Origin of the sequence: Pseudochrobactrum albidum, from assembly GCF_051851455.1 — a bacterium.
In the GTDB taxonomy this organism is placed as follows: domain Bacteria; phylum Pseudomonadota; class Alphaproteobacteria; order Rhizobiales; family Rhizobiaceae; genus Pseudochrobactrum.
The window spans coordinates 48,004-64,058 of record NZ_JBPVTR010000015.1 but is presented as its reverse complement, the minus strand read 5'-3'; the positions used below and the strand labels follow the sequence as shown (position 1 = coordinate 64,058).

Annotated in this window: 12 protein-coding genes; 5 read left to right on the top strand and 7 right to left on the bottom strand. The window is 51.4% G+C overall.

The window, feature by feature from the left end; translation table 11 throughout:
• The first annotated feature begins 77 nt into the window (after positions 1-77).
• Both ACSTTO_RS01645 and ACSTTO_RS01640 read left to right on the top strand, forming a co-directional pair.
• Complete coding sequence (locus tag ACSTTO_RS01645; protein ID WP_439271359.1) at positions 78-2,186, top strand: TRAP transporter permease; 2,109 nt, start codon at positions 78-80, stop codon at positions 2,184-2,186.
• Positions 2,186-2,545, top strand: coding sequence for a DUF1850 domain-containing protein (locus tag ACSTTO_RS01640; protein WP_439271358.1), 360 nt, complete (start codon positions 2,186-2,188; stop codon positions 2,543-2,545). Before ACSTTO_RS01645 ends, ACSTTO_RS01640 begins: the two co-directional genes overlap by 1 nt.
• Positions 2,546-2,602: 57 nt before the next feature.
• Here ACSTTO_RS01640 and efeO (ACSTTO_RS01635) read toward each other — a convergent pair whose 3' ends face one another.
• The 7 genes from efeO (ACSTTO_RS01635) to ACSTTO_RS01605 all read right to left on the bottom strand — a co-directional run bounded on the left by efeO (ACSTTO_RS01635) (position 2,603) and on the right by ACSTTO_RS01605 (position 11,039).
• Positions 2,603-3,421: an iron uptake system protein EfeO gene (gene efeO / locus ACSTTO_RS01635; RefSeq protein ID WP_439271357.1), complete on the bottom strand. Its 819-nt coding sequence runs from the start codon at positions 3,419-3,421 to the stop codon at positions 2,603-2,605.
• Positions 3,422-3,487: 66 nt separating this feature from the next.
• Positions 3,488-4,840, bottom strand: a complete 1,353-nt coding sequence (gene efeB, locus ACSTTO_RS01630; RefSeq protein WP_439271355.1) for an iron uptake transporter deferrochelatase/peroxidase subunit — start codon at positions 4,838-4,840, stop codon at positions 3,488-3,490.
• 3 nt (positions 4,841-4,843) lie between these two features.
• A complete protein-coding gene (efeO, locus tag ACSTTO_RS01625; RefSeq protein WP_439271354.1) occupies positions 4,844-6,088 on the bottom strand; it encodes an iron uptake system protein EfeO in 1,245 nt (414 codons plus the stop codon).
• A 9-nt stretch (positions 6,089-6,097) separates the two neighbouring features.
• Complete coding sequence (gene efeU, locus ACSTTO_RS01620; RefSeq protein ID WP_439271353.1) at positions 6,098-6,919, bottom strand: iron uptake transporter permease EfeU; 822 nt, start codon at positions 6,917-6,919, stop codon at positions 6,098-6,100.
• 367 nt (positions 6,920-7,286) lie between these two features.
• A complete protein-coding gene (gene prpB / locus ACSTTO_RS01615; protein WP_439271352.1) occupies positions 7,287-8,198 on the bottom strand; it encodes a methylisocitrate lyase in 912 nt (303 codons plus the stop codon).
• 9 nt (positions 8,199-8,207) lie between these two features.
• The gene (gene prpC, locus ACSTTO_RS01610; protein ID WP_439271350.1) at positions 8,208-9,398 is read right to left on the bottom strand and encodes a bifunctional 2-methylcitrate synthase/citrate synthase; all 1,191 of its coding nucleotides are present in this window, start codon (positions 9,396-9,398) and stop codon (positions 8,208-8,210) included.
• A gap of 126 nt (positions 9,399-9,524) precedes the next feature.
• The gene (locus ACSTTO_RS01605; RefSeq protein ID WP_439271349.1) at positions 9,525-11,039 is read right to left on the bottom strand and encodes an MmgE/PrpD family protein; all 1,515 of its coding nucleotides are present in this window, start codon (positions 11,037-11,039) and stop codon (positions 9,525-9,527) included.
• Positions 11,040-11,265: 226 nt separating this feature from the next.
• On the opposite strand from ACSTTO_RS01605, the gene ACSTTO_RS01600 reads away from it, so the two are divergent.
• The 3 genes from ACSTTO_RS01600 to ACSTTO_RS01590 all read left to right on the top strand — a co-directional run bounded on the left by ACSTTO_RS01600 (position 11,266) and on the right by ACSTTO_RS01590 (position 16,051).
• Positions 11,266-12,687, top strand: coding sequence for a short-chain fatty acyl-CoA regulator family protein (locus ACSTTO_RS01600; protein WP_439271348.1), 1,422 nt, complete (start codon positions 11,266-11,268; stop codon positions 12,685-12,687).
• A gap of 154 nt (positions 12,688-12,841) precedes the next feature.
• Entirely contained in the window at positions 12,842-13,831 is a 990-nt protein-coding gene (locus tag ACSTTO_RS01595; RefSeq protein ID WP_439271347.1) for a TAXI family TRAP transporter solute-binding subunit, read from the top strand.
• A 171-nt stretch (positions 13,832-14,002) separates the two neighbouring features.
• Positions 14,003-16,051, top strand: a complete 2,049-nt coding sequence (locus ACSTTO_RS01590; RefSeq protein ID WP_439271346.1) for a TRAP transporter permease — start codon at positions 14,003-14,005, stop codon at positions 16,049-16,051.
• The last annotated feature ends 4 nt before the right edge of the window (positions 16,052-16,055 follow it).

Below are 16,055 nucleotides of genomic sequence, written 5' to 3'. Positions count from 1 at the left end.
GGTTGCGGTTCTGCTCACACAGAATACGCAACCATTTTTGTATTTCTTCTGTCCCCTCTCTTTTCGGTTTTAAATTTATGTCATCTTCTCAAGCCAATGCGGTTGAATCGGCAGAACATATTCCCGGCTGGGGTATGGGTGCCGGTGCACGCATATTATTTGCTGTTGCGGTTGCTTTTTCCGTATTCCAGCTTTGGACAGCGGCCTATTCTCCATTGCCAAGTCAGGTGGTGCGCTCGGTTCATGTCGGCTTTTTGTTGCTTTTGCTGTTCGGTCTTTATGGCAATGCCGCGCCTCAGGGATCGTTTAAAAAAATCCTGATGTGGGCTGTGGCGCTTCTTGCCTTTATTGTCAGTTTTTATCACTGGGTATTTTATGATGACCTGATCCTGCGTGCCGGTGAGCCGGATATGCAGGATATTATTGTCGGCGTATTGGCCGTTGTCCTTGTTTTCTGGGCAGGGCAGCGCATGATGGGCTGGACATTGCCGCTCATCTGCCTGATCTTTCTTGCCTATGGTTTATTTGGCCAATATCTGCCTTCACCGCTCAACCATCGCGGTTATGATTTTGAACAGGTTGTTGAAGTGCTGTTTCTGGGAACAGAAGGAATTTACGGCACGCCAATCTATGTTTCCTCCAGCTATATTTTCCTGTTTATCCTGTTTGGCGCTTTTCTTGAGCGCGCTGGCATGATCCAGCTTTTCAATGATGTGGCAATGGGTACAGTTGGTTCCTCACGCGGCGGCCCTGCCAAGGTTTCGGTGATATCTTCCGCATTGATGGGCACAATTAACGGTTCCGGTGTTGCCAATGTGGTAACAACCGGCGCATTCACCATTCCGCTCATGAAACGCTCCGGCTTCAGGCCGGCTTTTGCCGGTGGCGTGGAGGCTGTGGCCTCAATGGGCGGGCAGATTATGCCGCCGGTCATGGGTGCGGTTGCATTCATCATGGCTGAAACATTGGGCTTGCCTTATATTGAAATTGTTAAGGCAGCGATTGTTCCGGCATTGCTCTATTTTGTCACCGTTTTTGTTATGGTGCATCTTGAGGCCGGTCGTCTGGGTTTAACAGGGCTTTCCAAAGCTGAATTGCCAAGCGCACTTGGTGCCTTGCGCAAGCATTGGTATCTGATCCTGCCGCTTGCAGCATTGGTGTGGCTGTTGTTCTCCGGCTACACACCGCTTTTTGCCGGTACTGTCGGCATGAGCCTGACGGCACTGATCATTCTTGGGGTGCCTGTTTCTGCCAATATGCCAATGGCTGTGCGTGTATTGTTCTGGATCGCGCTTGGCCTGATGTCGGCTGCGGCTTTTGGCACAAGTTTTAATATTCTCGGGCAGGAAATTCGCGGCATCACGTTGATCTTATTGCTGCTCACAGTTCTGGTTCTTGCCAATTTCACACTGCGTGGCGGCCGTGAAACACTGCGCCTTTGTCTGGAAAGCCTTGCAGAAGGCGCAAAAAATGCCCTGCCTGTGGGTGTGGCCTGTGCGCTTGTGGGGGTTATTATCGGTGTGCTTGCGCTTACCGGCGCCGGATCCAGCTTTGCCCGTGTGATTGTAAGTGTGGGTGAGAACTCGCTCTTCCTCTCCCTTGTGCTGACGATGATCACCTGTCTGATCCTCGGCATGGGCATTCCGACAATCCCGAACTATATTATCACCTCATCCATTGCCGGCCCTGCATTGCTGATGCTGGATGTGCCGTTGCTGGTAACTCATATGTTTGTGTTTTACTTTGGTATTATGGCGGATCTGACGCCGCCTGTGGCACTGGCTGCCTTTGCCGCCGCGCCGATTGCCAAAGAAACCGGCCTGAAAATCGGAATGCAGGCTGTGCGCATTGCCGTTGCCGGTTTTGCTGTGCCGTTCATGGCGGTCTATGCACCGGTTATCATGCTTCAGGATGGCGGCCCGCTTGTGCAAAGCATGGGTTATTGGCCTGCTGTTATCTATATGATCGGTAAGGCTTTGCTCAGCATTATCATGTGGGGTGCGGCCTCAATTGGCTATTTGCGCGGCCATTTGAAAATCTGGGAGCGCGTCTGGGCTTTTGCAGCGGCTGCCATGATGCTGGCAACCTATCCTTATAGTGATGAGATTGGCTTTGCTGCCTGTATCGCATTTTTGCTGTGGCACTGGTGGAAAACCCGTGCCGCGCAAACGGCGGTGCATAACTGATGGCACTTTGTGCACTATCCGCTGCCGGCGTGCTGCGGATAGCTGCCACCTCTTTCATGCTGCAATGGACACATAGTGTTGAAAAAATTCCGTGGCAGGAAGACTGGCAGATCACGCCGGCAGGATTTGTATTGACTGAAGCCCGCATCCAGGGCTCTGGCGCCGGTATGGAACCGCCGGAAGGCGCAACCTTGCACAACGGCTGGTATCATTATGTGCCAAAAATTCCGTCGCGGCCACATATCATACTGGCAGCTTCCGGTGCGACGGTCAGCGGCTGGAAGCTCTGTGCCAACGGGCAATGTTACGAGCTTGGCGCAACCGCGCAACAACCTATTGAACTGACACAATGCCAATAAAAATCCGCCCGATATGCTGTGGGTATCGGGCGGATTGATATTCTCACATAGTGCAGATCAGTTCAGGCCAAGCTTGCCGCGCAGGGTAGAGAGATCTTCTGCCAGTGTGTTAACAGCAATGGAAAGAACCTTGCGGTCATTATCTGTCAGCTTGTCATAGCTTTGATAGCCATTACCTTGCCTGTATTTTTCAAGCGTTTGTTCAACCGTGTTGAAATTGTCATCCACTTTTTTGGTAAATTCTGCGTCCTTTTCTTCAATCAGCGGACGAACCAGATCAAAGATTTTGCGTGAACCGTCAAAATTTCCCTTAAAATCCCATAAATCCGTATGGCTGTAGCGGTCTTCCTCGCCGGAGATTTTGGTAGCAGCCACTTCCTCCATCAGCACAGCAGCCCCGCCAACCACCTTTTCCGGCGGAAAGGTCAGATCCGCAATACGCTTGTTCAGCTCACGCACATCAGCCATCAGCCTGTCGGCAATTGGTGCAAGATCCTGTGTCGAATTCTTTTCCCACAGACCATATTCAATACGATGAAAACCGGTAAAGCCCGGATCCTGTTCGGCCTTTTCCCAATCATCAGCACGGCTGTCGATAGAAACATCAAGATCGCTGAATAATTCGGCAATCGGTTCAATTGCTTCATAGCTCAGACGCGTTGGTGCAAATAAAGCCTTGGCTTTTTCCACATCCCCGGCCTTGACAGCATCTGTAAAGACCTTCGTGTCGTCTTCCAGCTTGCGGGCTTTTTCACTGACATAGATTTTATATTCGGCCAATGGCTCAACCAGATCATAGCCGGCATCCTGCGCCACAGCCTGCATTGACAGACATGAGGCGAAGACCGAGGCGACAAGTAAAGATCCAAACTTCATTACAGACGTCCTTCTGATATCTTCTATCATTTTATTATTGCTGGAGTTTTTATAAACAACAGCGGGTTAAACCCTGTTATCCGGTGTGTTACGTACGGCCTCAATCAGTTGATGGCCAAGATAAGCCTGCGCGTTAACAACACCTGGAAGAATGAAGAAATAGCCACCGCCAACCGGCTTGATATATTCTTCCAGCGGCTCGCCATCGAGCTTGCGCTGTACCGTGATAAAGCCTTGTTCCAGATCAGCCTGATAGCAGATAAACAACAAACCCTGATCCAACTGCCCCGATTTGGTTACCCCGTTGGAATAGTTAAATGGCCGGCGCAGGATAAGGTGTTTTTGGGCGGCAGGGCTGCGGTCATTGGCAAGACGAATATGCGCATCAAGCGGCGTGATCCTGCCGTCAGGATCTTTGCTATAATCGGGTACCTGGCTTTCTTTCGTACCATCAAGCGGAGCACCGGACATTTTTTTACGCCCGAAAATCTGCTCCTGCTCCTGTAAGGGAGTGCGATCCCACCGCTCCACAAAATTACGAATAATACGCACGGCCTGATAAGAACCGTTAATTGCCCAATCCGGCTCCTGCTGTTGTGTTTTGCTAATCCAGACAAGCCTATTCATCAAAGCCTTGTCGCTTGCATCAGGATTTGCCGAGCCATCCCGAAAGCCCAGAAAATTGCGCGCGCTTTCCACCTCGCCATCCGGTGATGGCGGAATAACCGGCACATTGCCTTCCTGTTTCCAGCGCAGAAACACCAGATCTGACATGGTTTTGAGAATATCGCGCAGGGCGTGAATATTGGTATCGGGCGTATTGGCACAAAATTGCAATGAAAGATCACCATGGCAGAGATCAGCCACCAAAGCATCATTGGAAAATTTTGTCATCCGCTGCAGCAGCTTTGGCTTATGGGGTTTAAGCCATGAATGATTTTCAAACAGGCTGTCGCCCAGCCCCACTGTAATTGTGAGATTATCAGGCCGGATTTGGGGGCCGATAATACCGGAATCGGCTGGCGGCAATTTAGGATCAAGTGCTGGTGGCGTGCCGCCTTGCGTGAGAAAAACAATGCGCGCGGTTAATGTGCGCAAGAGCCGCTCCAGATCATCAGGCGTTTTTACCAGCACATCAAAGGCGGCAACCAGCCCATGTGCCGGCCGCGGATTGGTAATACCGGACTGATGAATGCCATAAAAAGGCTGGCGCTGAAGAAAACCATTGCTGCTCACCGGTGCATCGGTGACATGTTGCCCTGAATGCTGCTCATAAGCCGGTGTTTTTGCATAGGCGGGAACATGCCCTGCAACCGTGCCACCCAGAGCCAGCCCCATACCTTTCAGAATATTGCGGCGGTTAGCGTCCGGCTGTATTGCTTGTTTTGCGGTTTCCTTGGTTTCAGCTTTCTTGGTCATTGCTTACTCCAGTCCGATTTTGCCAGCCAGTTTGCTGACTGCCGCGCTCAATGATTTTGCTTTTTCAGCCAGCATTTTGCGGGTATTTCCGTCAATCTGTGTATAGGGCTGTGTATAGGGGCGTGTGGTCTCGCCGGCAGATAAGGTCGCGATTGCATCATGCAGGCTCTGCGCATTTGCCATAACGGTCTGTGTTTCTGCCGGTGCAGGTTTTTCACTCAGGGGCTGCAGCAATGTCAGTGTTTTTTGCACACCCTCCAATTTTGCTGCAAGATCCAGCAGATCAAGATGGGAATAAGCATTTTCACCGCTTAAAATCTGCCCTTCCGCCTGCCTGTCAAGAAAAGCGCTTACATTGTGCAAAAGCATATCCGGTGTGAGTTTCCGGCTCTTCAGGCGGTCTTGCAATGCCGCCAGATCGGCCAGTAATCTGTCTGCAACAGGCTCCAGCCCGTTAACGCTGTTTTGTGCCCATAGGCCATATTCAATACGGTGAAAACCGGTGAAAGCCGCATCATTTTCACGCTTTTCCAGATAGGCGGCAACAGGGTCAATCTTCTCTGCAAGATCAGAGAAGCGCCCGCCTGTCAGTTCAATGCGTTTATAAGGCAAACGCGCCTGCCAGTAGGCCTCACGGGCTTTTTGCAGGTTGCCATCACGGATAGCAGCCTGCAGTGCCTGTGCACCCCGGATCATGGCATTGCTTTGTAAGACCAGAAAAACCTTATATTCCGACAACATGGCAATGAAGGCGCGATTGTCCGGCCGCGCCTGTGCAACGGCTTGTGAATGACCGGACGGGGTAACCGTTAAACTGCCGCGGGGGTTGGAGAGAAGCCCGCAGGTAATTTCATAATTGCCGGGCAGCAATTGTGCCCGGAGAACGGCTTTCATACCCGGAATAATATTTTCCCGTTCCTCCACCACCATAACACCGTCAAGGATTTCCCATTCAACAGGGCGATCGGAACGGTTGTGAATTTCAAAACTGTGAAAACCGGAAGGCAATGTCAGTTTCATAGGTGTGCAGGTTCTGGCATTAACCTCGATGGGGATCAGTTTTTCATCTGCCGGTTTTTCTCTTATGACCGAGGCATAGTAAAACAGTCCGCCTGCCGCTACCGCCAACAGGGCGGAGCCGGCAACAGCCAGTTTCATCTGGCCTGAAGCAGGCAAGATTGCTGAAGATTGGGTGAATGAAGATCGGGAGGCTGAAGATTTACGGGTTTTCACATGCTCATTATTCATAACAGCCTCTTATGCGGATGCAGTTTTGCGGGCTGGTGCCGGCCATAGATAAATGCCAAGTGCCGCAATAAGAAATATAATATAAACAATAACTTCACCGATTGCCGGCGTATCGTGATAGCCAAAAAGACCTGATAATAAAGTGCCAAGCGGCGATGATAGCGGCAAGATATGGCTCATATCCCATGCCGGTGCCTGCAGATAATTCCAGATGCCTGCTTCATGCAGGCTGCGCAGTGAACCGGACAGCAAGCCTGCAGCAACAAAAATGATCAGAATACCTGTCCAGCGGAAAAAAGATGACAGGTTAAGCCGCAATCCGCCCTGATAAATCAGCAGGCCGAAAATAACCGAGACCAGAAGGCCAAGTAATGCGCCTGATGGTGCGGCATAGCCCCCGCTCTGCTGGAAAATTGCCAGAAGAAAAAAGACCGATTCCAGCCCTTCACGCGCCACGGCAAAAAACACCATGGCAATCAGCGCCCATGTGGCAGATTTTGCAGCCAATGCGTGCTCAATGGAATGTTGCAGCTCATTTTTGAGAGAATGCGCGGCCTTTTTCATCCACAAAATCATCGACATCAAAACAATCACAGCAACAAAGCCAATAATCGCTTCAAATAATTCCTGAATTTTTTGCGGGAATTCAGCACTGATAATCTGCAGCACTGCACCAGTGAAAAAGGAAAGTGCTATTGCTAAGAAAATACCAACCCATACTGCAGGCATATAGGATGATCGTCCGGTTTTATGAAGATAACCGGCAATAATGCCGGTCAGGAGAGCGGCTTCCAGCCCCTCACGCAGCATGATCAAAAACGGTGCCAACATTGGCCAGCTCGCAATATTATTAAAATGGTTTTGGGCGCAAATACCCGCATTATGATGTAAATACCCAAACCAGAACAATCACTTAGAACATTTTCAGTTCACATTATCCGGCTGCGCCATAAAAGCAAAAGCAGAGGTTCAAGCAAGAACACATAAATATGTGAGTTATACTCATCTTTTATATGAGCACAGCTCCTGCGGCAACAAAAAATATGGGAGATGCAAAATTTTTTATGGAGCGGCTTGGATTGCAATAGCAAACCGGCGCCGCCCCAAAATTTATTTTCTTATCCTGCATATTAGCAGGTTGCCCTGTATTTCTGGCCCTGTATTTTGAGCATAAATAAAGGCTTTAAGGGTTTATATCTCAGCCAGAAGACGGCAGCACTGTTTTAATGATTGTGCGATCCAGCTCTTCATATTGATGCAGCCCGATCGTGTCATAAAGTTCGGCACGGGTTTGCATTTCCTCCACCATAGCCTTGGTTGAACCATCGCGCCTGATAATTGTATAGAGCTTTTCCTGCGCCTTATTGGCAACACGCAGGGATGAGACCGGCCAGATCACCATTTTATAGCCCATTTCTTCAAATTCCTGCGCGGTGAAAAAAGGCGTGCGGCCAAACTCCGTCATATTGGCAAGAAGCGGCACACCCGGCAGGCGTCTGGCAAATTCCCTGAACATTTCCGCAGTATTTAATGCTTCGGGAAAAATCGCATCAGCGCCGGCTTCAATATAAAGTCTGGCGCGCGCAACGGCACCTTCCAGCCCTTCACTGGCGGCCGCATCTGTACGGGCAATGAGATAGAGATGACGCCGCGCTTTGGCGGCAGCTGCAACCTTGGCTGCCATATCATCAGCGCTGGCAAGTTTTTTATCGTTCAAATGGCCGCATTTTTTGGGCAGCAACTGATCTTCAATATGCACGGCTGCAGCGCCTGCATCTTCAAATGTGCGTACCATATGCATCACATTCAGCGCCTCGCCATAGCCGGTATCGCCATCTACCACGAGCGGCAAACCACTGGAGCGGGCAATCTGGCGGATAAAAAACGCCACCTCATCCACAGTGATAATACCAAGATCCGGCAACCCCATAGAAGCGGTCATGGCCGCACCGGACAGATATAAACCTTCAAAACCGGCATTGCGTGCCTGAATGGCGGCCATACCATTATGCGCACCCGGCAATGGCACAATGCCGGGTTTGTTCATCAATTCACGAAACCGCTCACCGGCGGGTTTTACAGGCAAATCAGAAGCAGATAAATAGGGCATAGAACTTACTCAAACGGTTTTGGATATTGTGGCAGACCGTTCATCAATCGGGATAAAGGTCAGATGATCAGGGCCGGTATAATTGGCCGACGGGCGGATAATCTTATTATCAATGCGCTGCTCGATAATATGCGCTGCCCAGCCGGAGGTGCGGGCAATCACAAACAGCGGGGTGAACATGGCCGTTGGCACGCCAAGAATATGATAGGAGACCGCGCTGAACCAGTCGAGATTGGCAAACATCTTCTTGTTTGCCATCATCACATTCTCAATGCGCTCGGCAATATCAAACATTTTTGTGGTGCCTGCCTCCTGAGAAAGATCGCGTGCCACTTTTTTGATAATCTCATTGCGCGGATCTGCAATGGTATAGACCGGATGGCCAAAGCCGATCACCACCTGTTTTTGTTCAAGCTGACGCAGGATATCGGCCTCTGCCTCATCCGGATCGCCATAGCGTTGCTGAATCTCCAGCGCCACTTCATTGGCGCCGCCATGTTTTGCGCCGCGCAGCGCACCAATGGCACCCGCTATACAGGAGTAAATATCAGAACCCGTGCCGGCAATTGTGCGCGCGGTGAAAGTAGAGGCATTAAACTCATGCTCGGCATAAAGGATCAGTGAAATATTCATTGCCCGCACTGCAGAAGGGCTTGGCTCCCTGCCGTGAAGAACACGCAAAAAATGCCCGCCAATGGTCTGGTCATCCGTCTCAAGTTCCACCCTGCGACCATGATGGGCAAAGTGATACCAGTAAAGCAGCATCGAGCCGAGCGATGCCATCAGCCGGTCGGCAATATCCTTGGCGCCGGCCTGCGGGTGGCCGCTCATTTCAGGCAATACACAGCCAAGAACAGATACACCGGTGCGCATCACATCCATCGGATGGCTGGCTGCAGGCAGCAATTCAAGGGCAGCCTTTACATTGGAGGGCAGGCCGCGCATAGCCTTGAGCTTTTCCTGATAGGCGCCTAACTCGCGTTTTGTCGGCAAAGTGCCATGCACCAGCAAATGCGCCACTTCTTCAAAATCGCAATAGAGGGCAAGATCATGAATATCAAAACCACGATAATGCAGATCATTGCCGCTGCGCCCGACTGTGCAAAGGGCGGTATTACCGGCAACCACGCCTGACAGGGCTACGGATTTCTTCTTTTGTGGTGTTACCGGTGCATTTGTTTCATTGTCTGCAATGCTCATCATTTTCTCCCATTCTGCCTTTGATATTTTCCGATCCCTCCCGGATTTTGGCGGAAAAACATGCTGCAGTTCAGATTATGCGTTGCGGATAGCGGGCACTGCCAGATGCAATGCCCGCATGAGGCTTCAGCCCTGCCAGTCAAAAATGCCATGCGCCTTGCCGGGCTCACACTGCCCCGGCAGCGCCGTAATATTGAGCCCCCATAATTCATCAGCTGATAAGTCACACAGGCGCTCAACAGTTCTGATGAAGCGATCCTGCTCCTGTGGTGCAATGATGCCTTCAGCTAAAGTGCGGAACTTATTGATATAATCTGCGCGTTTAAACGGACGCGCACCAAGCGGATGAGCATCGGCCAGCGCCAGTTCATCTTCAATCACGGTGCCGTCCTGCATGGTGATGACGACACGGGCGCCAAAGGCTTTTTCCTGCGGGTCATGGCTGTGGTAACGCCGTGTCCATGCCGGATCCTCCACCGTGCTGATCTTGTGCCACAAGGCCACGGTTTGCGGGCGCTTGGCACGTTCCGGCGCATAGGAGCGCTCATGATGCCATGTGCCATCCTCCAATGCCACGGCAAAAATATACATGATTGAATGATCAAGTGTTTCACGGCTGGCATTCGGATCCATTTTTTGCGGATCATTGGCACCGGTGCCGATCACATAATGGGTGTGATGGCTGGTATGCAGCACAATGCTGGCAATTTTGGAAAAATCATGAATCCTGCTGCGCATGCGCCGTGCCAGATCAATCAGTGCCTGACTTTGATATTCCGCAGAATGCTCCTTGGTATATGTGTCCATAATGGCGCGTTTGCTCTCACCAATCTCCGGCACCGGAACAAAATATTCAGCATTCGGCCCGCCAAGCAGCCAGGCGATAAAACCATCCTCCCCTTCCCATGCAGGTGACGGCGCGCCCTCGCCGCGCATCACACGGTCAACCGCCTCAATCGCCATTTTGCCGGCAAATGCCGGTGCATAGGCTTTCCAGCTGGAAATCTCGCCCTTGCGCGATTGGCGTGTGGTGGTGGTGGTATGCAACCCTTGCTGGATTGCCTGATAAATCTGCTCGGTGCCAAGGCCGAGCATAGCGCCGATACCGGCCGCAGCTGAGGGGCCTAAATGAGCGATATGGTCAATTTTAAATTCATGCAGGCAAATGCCTTTTACCAGATTAACCTGAATTTCATACCCTGTGGCAATACCGCGAGCCAATGCCGCGCCACTCAGCCCGCAATGCTGCGCCACAGCCAGCATCGGCGGAATATTATCGCCGGGGTGGGAATAATCTGCTGCCAGAAATGTATCGTGAAAATCCAGTTCGCGCACTGCCACGCCATTGGCCCATGCCGCCCATTCGGGCGAAAAACGCTGATCTTGCGGCAGGCCAAACACCGTGGCACCACGCTGATAAGGGTGAGCAACGGCCTGCATACGGGCGCTGACCACCGGACGGCGCTTCAGCGATGCTGTTCCAACAGCCGCATTATCAATAATGCGGTTGCCGATCATCTCAACAACGTCATCATCAAGCGGCACATTGTCTGAAGCCATGGCGGCAAATTTCCATGCCAGCTGATCTTCACGCGCCAGATGCTCGGCAGATTTGTAACTACGCACTTTATGAAGTTTCACAGACATTCCCTTTCTGTCATGACAAAGCTCTCCGCCTTCGTGTCTTAAAACTATACAGCCGCAAAATTTTACGCCTATGCTTAAAAAGGCGAAGTGGCGGCGCCAAAATCTTGTGAAATTGTAAAGTTTGCGAAGTCCGGATTGACAGGGCAGTTGGCAAAGAGGAAATTCGGCATCAGGATTTTAGGCTTCAGCGTTGATCTGACTGGTCGGGAGGACCTGGGCAATGCGTAAGACTTTTGTTGGCATAAAACTGAAAAAACTGCGGGAAGAACGCCGGCTCACCCAGATGGTCTTGGCAAAAACACTAGGAATTTCACTTAGTTATCTGAACCAGATCGAGAATAATCAGCGCCCCTTAACGGTGCAGGTTCTGTTGCGCCTCAATGAGGCTTTTGGCATTGATGTGCAATTATTCTCAGAAGCCGATGAGGCAAGGCTGGTCAGCGATCTGCGTGAGGTTTTTGCCGATCCGCGGTTTAATCAGCATCTGGGCAAGACAGAGATCCGCGAACTTGCTGCCAATATGCCCGCTGTCGGGCGGCTTGTGGTTTCACTTCATAAGCAATTGGGGCAAGCGCAGGAGCAATCTGCATATCTTGCAAACCAGCTTGGTAATGACCGTTCCGCCGATTTGCCGGCCATGCTTTCCACGCCTTATGAGGAAGTGCGCGAATATTTTTATACCCATCGCAATTATATTCCGGAGCTTGATCATCAGGGCGAGATGTTAAGCCACAGCCTTGGCATGCCGGTGGGGCGGATGAAATATGCGCTGAGTGAATATTTAGCCAGCCGCCATAATGTGCGTCTGGTAGAGCCCGCACCCGATGATAATACAGATATTGTACGTCATTTTGACGGTCATGCCCGCATTATCAGCCTGTCGCCGCGGCTTGATGAGGGGCAGCAGGCTTTTCAGCTGGCAACACAGCTTGCTTTTCTTGAACAAGGGCAGTTGCTGGATCATCTGCTTGAAAAAACCGTTTTTTCGAGCCCTGAAGCACGAATTCTGGCACGTATCGGCCTTGCCAATTATTTTGCCGGCGCGGTATTAATGCCCTATATGCATTTTTGGCACAGTGCCGAGCAATTGCGCTATGATATTGAGCTTCTTGAACAACGCTATGCGGTGAGTTTCGAGACCATTTGCCACCGGCTGAGCACACTCCAGCGGCCTGAGGCACGTGGCGTGCCGTTTTTCTTCATTCGCGTGGATCGTGCAGGCAATATTTCCAAACGTCAATCGGCAACGGATTTCCATTTTTCACGTTTTGGCGGCACCTGCCCGCTCTGGAATATTTATGCTGCCTTTTCTTCGCCCGATCGCATTTTAACCCAGCAGGCGGAAATGCCCGACGGGCGTACCTATTTCTGGATTGCCAAAATGATCCGCCACCGGCAGGGTGGCTACAAGGCGCCTTCCAAGAGCTTTGCCATTGCGCTTGGCTGTGATCTGCACCATGCAGAAAGGCTGGTTTATTCCAAGGGAATGATTCTGGATGATCCGGCTGCGCGCACGCCAATTGGCGCCGGTTGCAAAATTTGCGAACGGCAAAAATGCCCGCAACGTGCCTTCCCTTCCCTTTATTCAACAATAAAGGTAGATGAAGCACAAACTAATTTTGCGCCCTATATGTCGGCCTGAGTGAAGTAAATACAGCTATATGTCTGATATATAAGAATAATTTTACACTATACTATAGTAGCATAAAAAGATTTTGCCGTATTATCAAACTTGACAAGCCGCGCCCGTCTTTTCATGCTGTTTGATGAGAACATTTCATTCTGGGAGAATAAATATGAAATTGGGCACAGGTTTTCGCCGGTTTATGGCTGCGGCAGTTATCGGCACGGCTGCGCTTGGCATCAGCGTTGCTGTAGCGCAGTCACCGGCATTTTTCCGCATTGGCACCGGCGGCACTGCCGGCACCTATTATCCTGTGGGCGGGCTTATTGCCAATGCGATTTCCGGCAATGGTGATCAGGGTGTGCCGGGGCTGGTGGCAACGGCTGTTTCTTCCAATGGTTCTGTGGCCAATATCAATGCGGTTAAAAGCGGTGGTCTTGAGGCCGGTTTCACCCAGTCCGATGTCGCTTACTGGGCCTATACCGGCACCGGCCTTTATGACGGTAAGGGCAAGGTTGAGGATCTGCGCCTGATCGCAACACTCTATCCGGAAACCATCCATCTTGTTGCCCGCAAGGATGCAAATATCAAATCCGTTGCCGATCTTAAAGGCAAGCGCGTTTCGCTGGATGAGCCGGGCTCCGGCACCATTGTTGATGCGCGGATTGTGCTTGCCGCCTACGGGCTGACAGAAAAAGACGTGAAGGCAGAATATCTCAAGCCGGGGCCTGCCGGTGACCGCCTGAAAGACGGCGCTCTGGATGCCTATTTCTTTGTTGGTGGTTATCCAACCGGCGCAATTGCCGAGCTTGCCAGCACCAACGGCATCTCCCTTGTGCCGATTGAAGGCCCTGAAATGGAGAAAATCCTCAAAGATTACAGCTTCTTTGCCAAGGATACTGTACCTGCCGATACTTATAAGGATGTGGGCGAGGTCAATACAATTTCGGTGGCCGCACAATTGGTCACCAATGCCAAACAGCCTGATGAGCTGATTTATAACATCACCAAGACCATGTGGAACGATGCCACACGCAAGGCTCTTGATGCAGGCCATGCCAAAGGCAAGATGATTACATTGCAAAATGCGGTAACCAGCCTTGGTATTCCGTTGCATCCCGGTGCCGAGCGTTTTTATAAAGAGGCAGGCCTGCTGAAATAAATCCGGTTCGCCGCCGGGATAATTCCTGTGCGGCGGCTATGCTTTATCTTGTCTGCCATGGCCACCGGGGCGGCCGTGGCAGATTTTAAATTTTCATAATCTGCATTTTTGAGTACAGGGCTCCTTTCAGCCAGGCGGGAAATGCATAATAAACAATTTGGAAAATTGCCTATGACCACAGAGCAACAATCGCGCAATGTGATGGAACTGGATGAGGAAAAAGCGCGCGAGCTTGAAGAAAAGTTCGACTCCGAAATCCGGTTCCGCCCCCTCCTGCCCCTGACTGCGCGTATTGTCGGCACATTGCTGATCATCCTGTCGCTGTTTCATTATTATACGGCCGGTTTTGGTATCCTGTCAGAGACCATGCATCGCGGCATTCATCTGGCATTTGTGCTTGGTCTGGTATTTCTGGTATTTCCGTTTTCTGGACAGGGCTATTCACAGCCTGTGCAATCCACATTGCTGCGCCCGCTCGGCATATCCTTGATAGACTGGGCGCTGGCTATTGGCGCAGTCGTGGCGGTTATGCATGTGCCGCTTATTCCGCTGGATGATCTTGCGTTTCGCGTTGGCAATCCAACCACAACCGATGTTGTGCTTGGCGGTTTGCTGATCCTTGTCCTGCTGGAGGCAACACGCCGCTCGGTTGGCTGGCCATTGCCGATTATTGCCGTTCTCTTTATGCTTTATGCCTATTTCGGGCCTTCCATGCCAGGCATATTGGTGCATCCGGGGTCATCCGTAGCGCAGATTGTTGATCATCTTTATATGACAACACAAGGCATTTACGGCATCGCGCTTGGTGTTGTGGCCACTTATGTGTTCCATTTTGTGCTGTTTGGGGTTTTTGCCACCCGTATCGGGCTGGGGCAATTATTCCTTGATTGTGCCGCATGGATTGCAGGGCGTTTTGCAGGCGGCCCCGCCAAGGTTTCCATTTTCGGCTCCGCGCTGTTTGGTATGATCTCCGGCTCATCTGTTGCCAATACAGTCACAGTCGGCTCTCTCACCATTCCGGCCATGATCCGTCTTGGCTATAAGCGCAATTTTGCCGCGGCTGTTGAGGCCTCTTCATCCACCGGCGGACAGATCACCCCGCCGATTATGGGGGCTGCCGCCTTTCTTATGATTGAGTTTCTCAATCTGCCTTATACCACCATTATCATTGCCGCTATTGTGCCGGCTTTCATGCATTTTTTCGGCGTGCTGATGCAGGTGCATTTTGAAGCAAAACGCACAGGCCTGCGCGGTATGAAGCCGGAAGAAATGCCGGATCTGAAAGAGGCCTTCAAACGTGACTGGCCAACCGTTATTCCGCTTGTGGTGCTCATTGGTGTGCTCTTGTCCGGCTATACGCCCTATCTGGCCGCCTTCTGGGGAATAACGCTTTGTATTGCTGTCGGCCTTCTTAATCCGCGTAAACGCATGAGCCTGACCGAAATTTTTGAAGGTTTGCGCGATGGCGCCAAATATGCGCTGGCTGTTGGCGCGGCAGCGGCAACGGTGGGTATTGTTGTTGGCGTGGTAACACTCACAGGCGTTGGTTTTAAAATCTCTTATATTGTAACCAGCACTGCGGCGGATATTGCCAACTGGTTCGGCACATTTGTGCCCGCAAGCCTGATCGGCACTTCAACACTCACTTTGCTGTTCACACTGATTATGACCGGCGTGGTCTGTATCTTGATGGGTTGCGGCATTCCGACAACCGCAAATTATATCATTATGGCAACGATTGCCGCGCCAACACTGGCGCTTCTCGGCGTGGAGCCGATTGTTGCCCATTTCTTCGTGTTTTATTACGGTGTGCTGGCCGATATTACGCCGCCTGTGGCCTTGGCTGCCTATGCGGCAGCGGGCATGGCCGGTGCAGACCCGTTCAAAACCGGTAATACTGCCTTCCGGCTTGGGCTCGGCAAAGTTCTGGTGCCCTTTGTCTTTGTGTTCTCGCCATCCCTCCTTCTGGTGAATTCCGGCTTTTCGTGGGGAGAATTTTTCACGGCCTTTATTGGCTGTGTTATCGGCATTACCGCGCTTGGCGCAGCACTTTCCGGCTTTATGCTGGCAAAAACAAAACGCTGGGAGCAGTTTTTGCTGATCATTGCCGCTATCTTGCTGGTTGTGCCGGAACTATACACATCCCTTGTCGGATTGCTGCTGCTGGTGCCGGTGCTGATCCGTCAGGTCGCAGAACTGCGCCGCCCACAACCTGCCTGAAAAC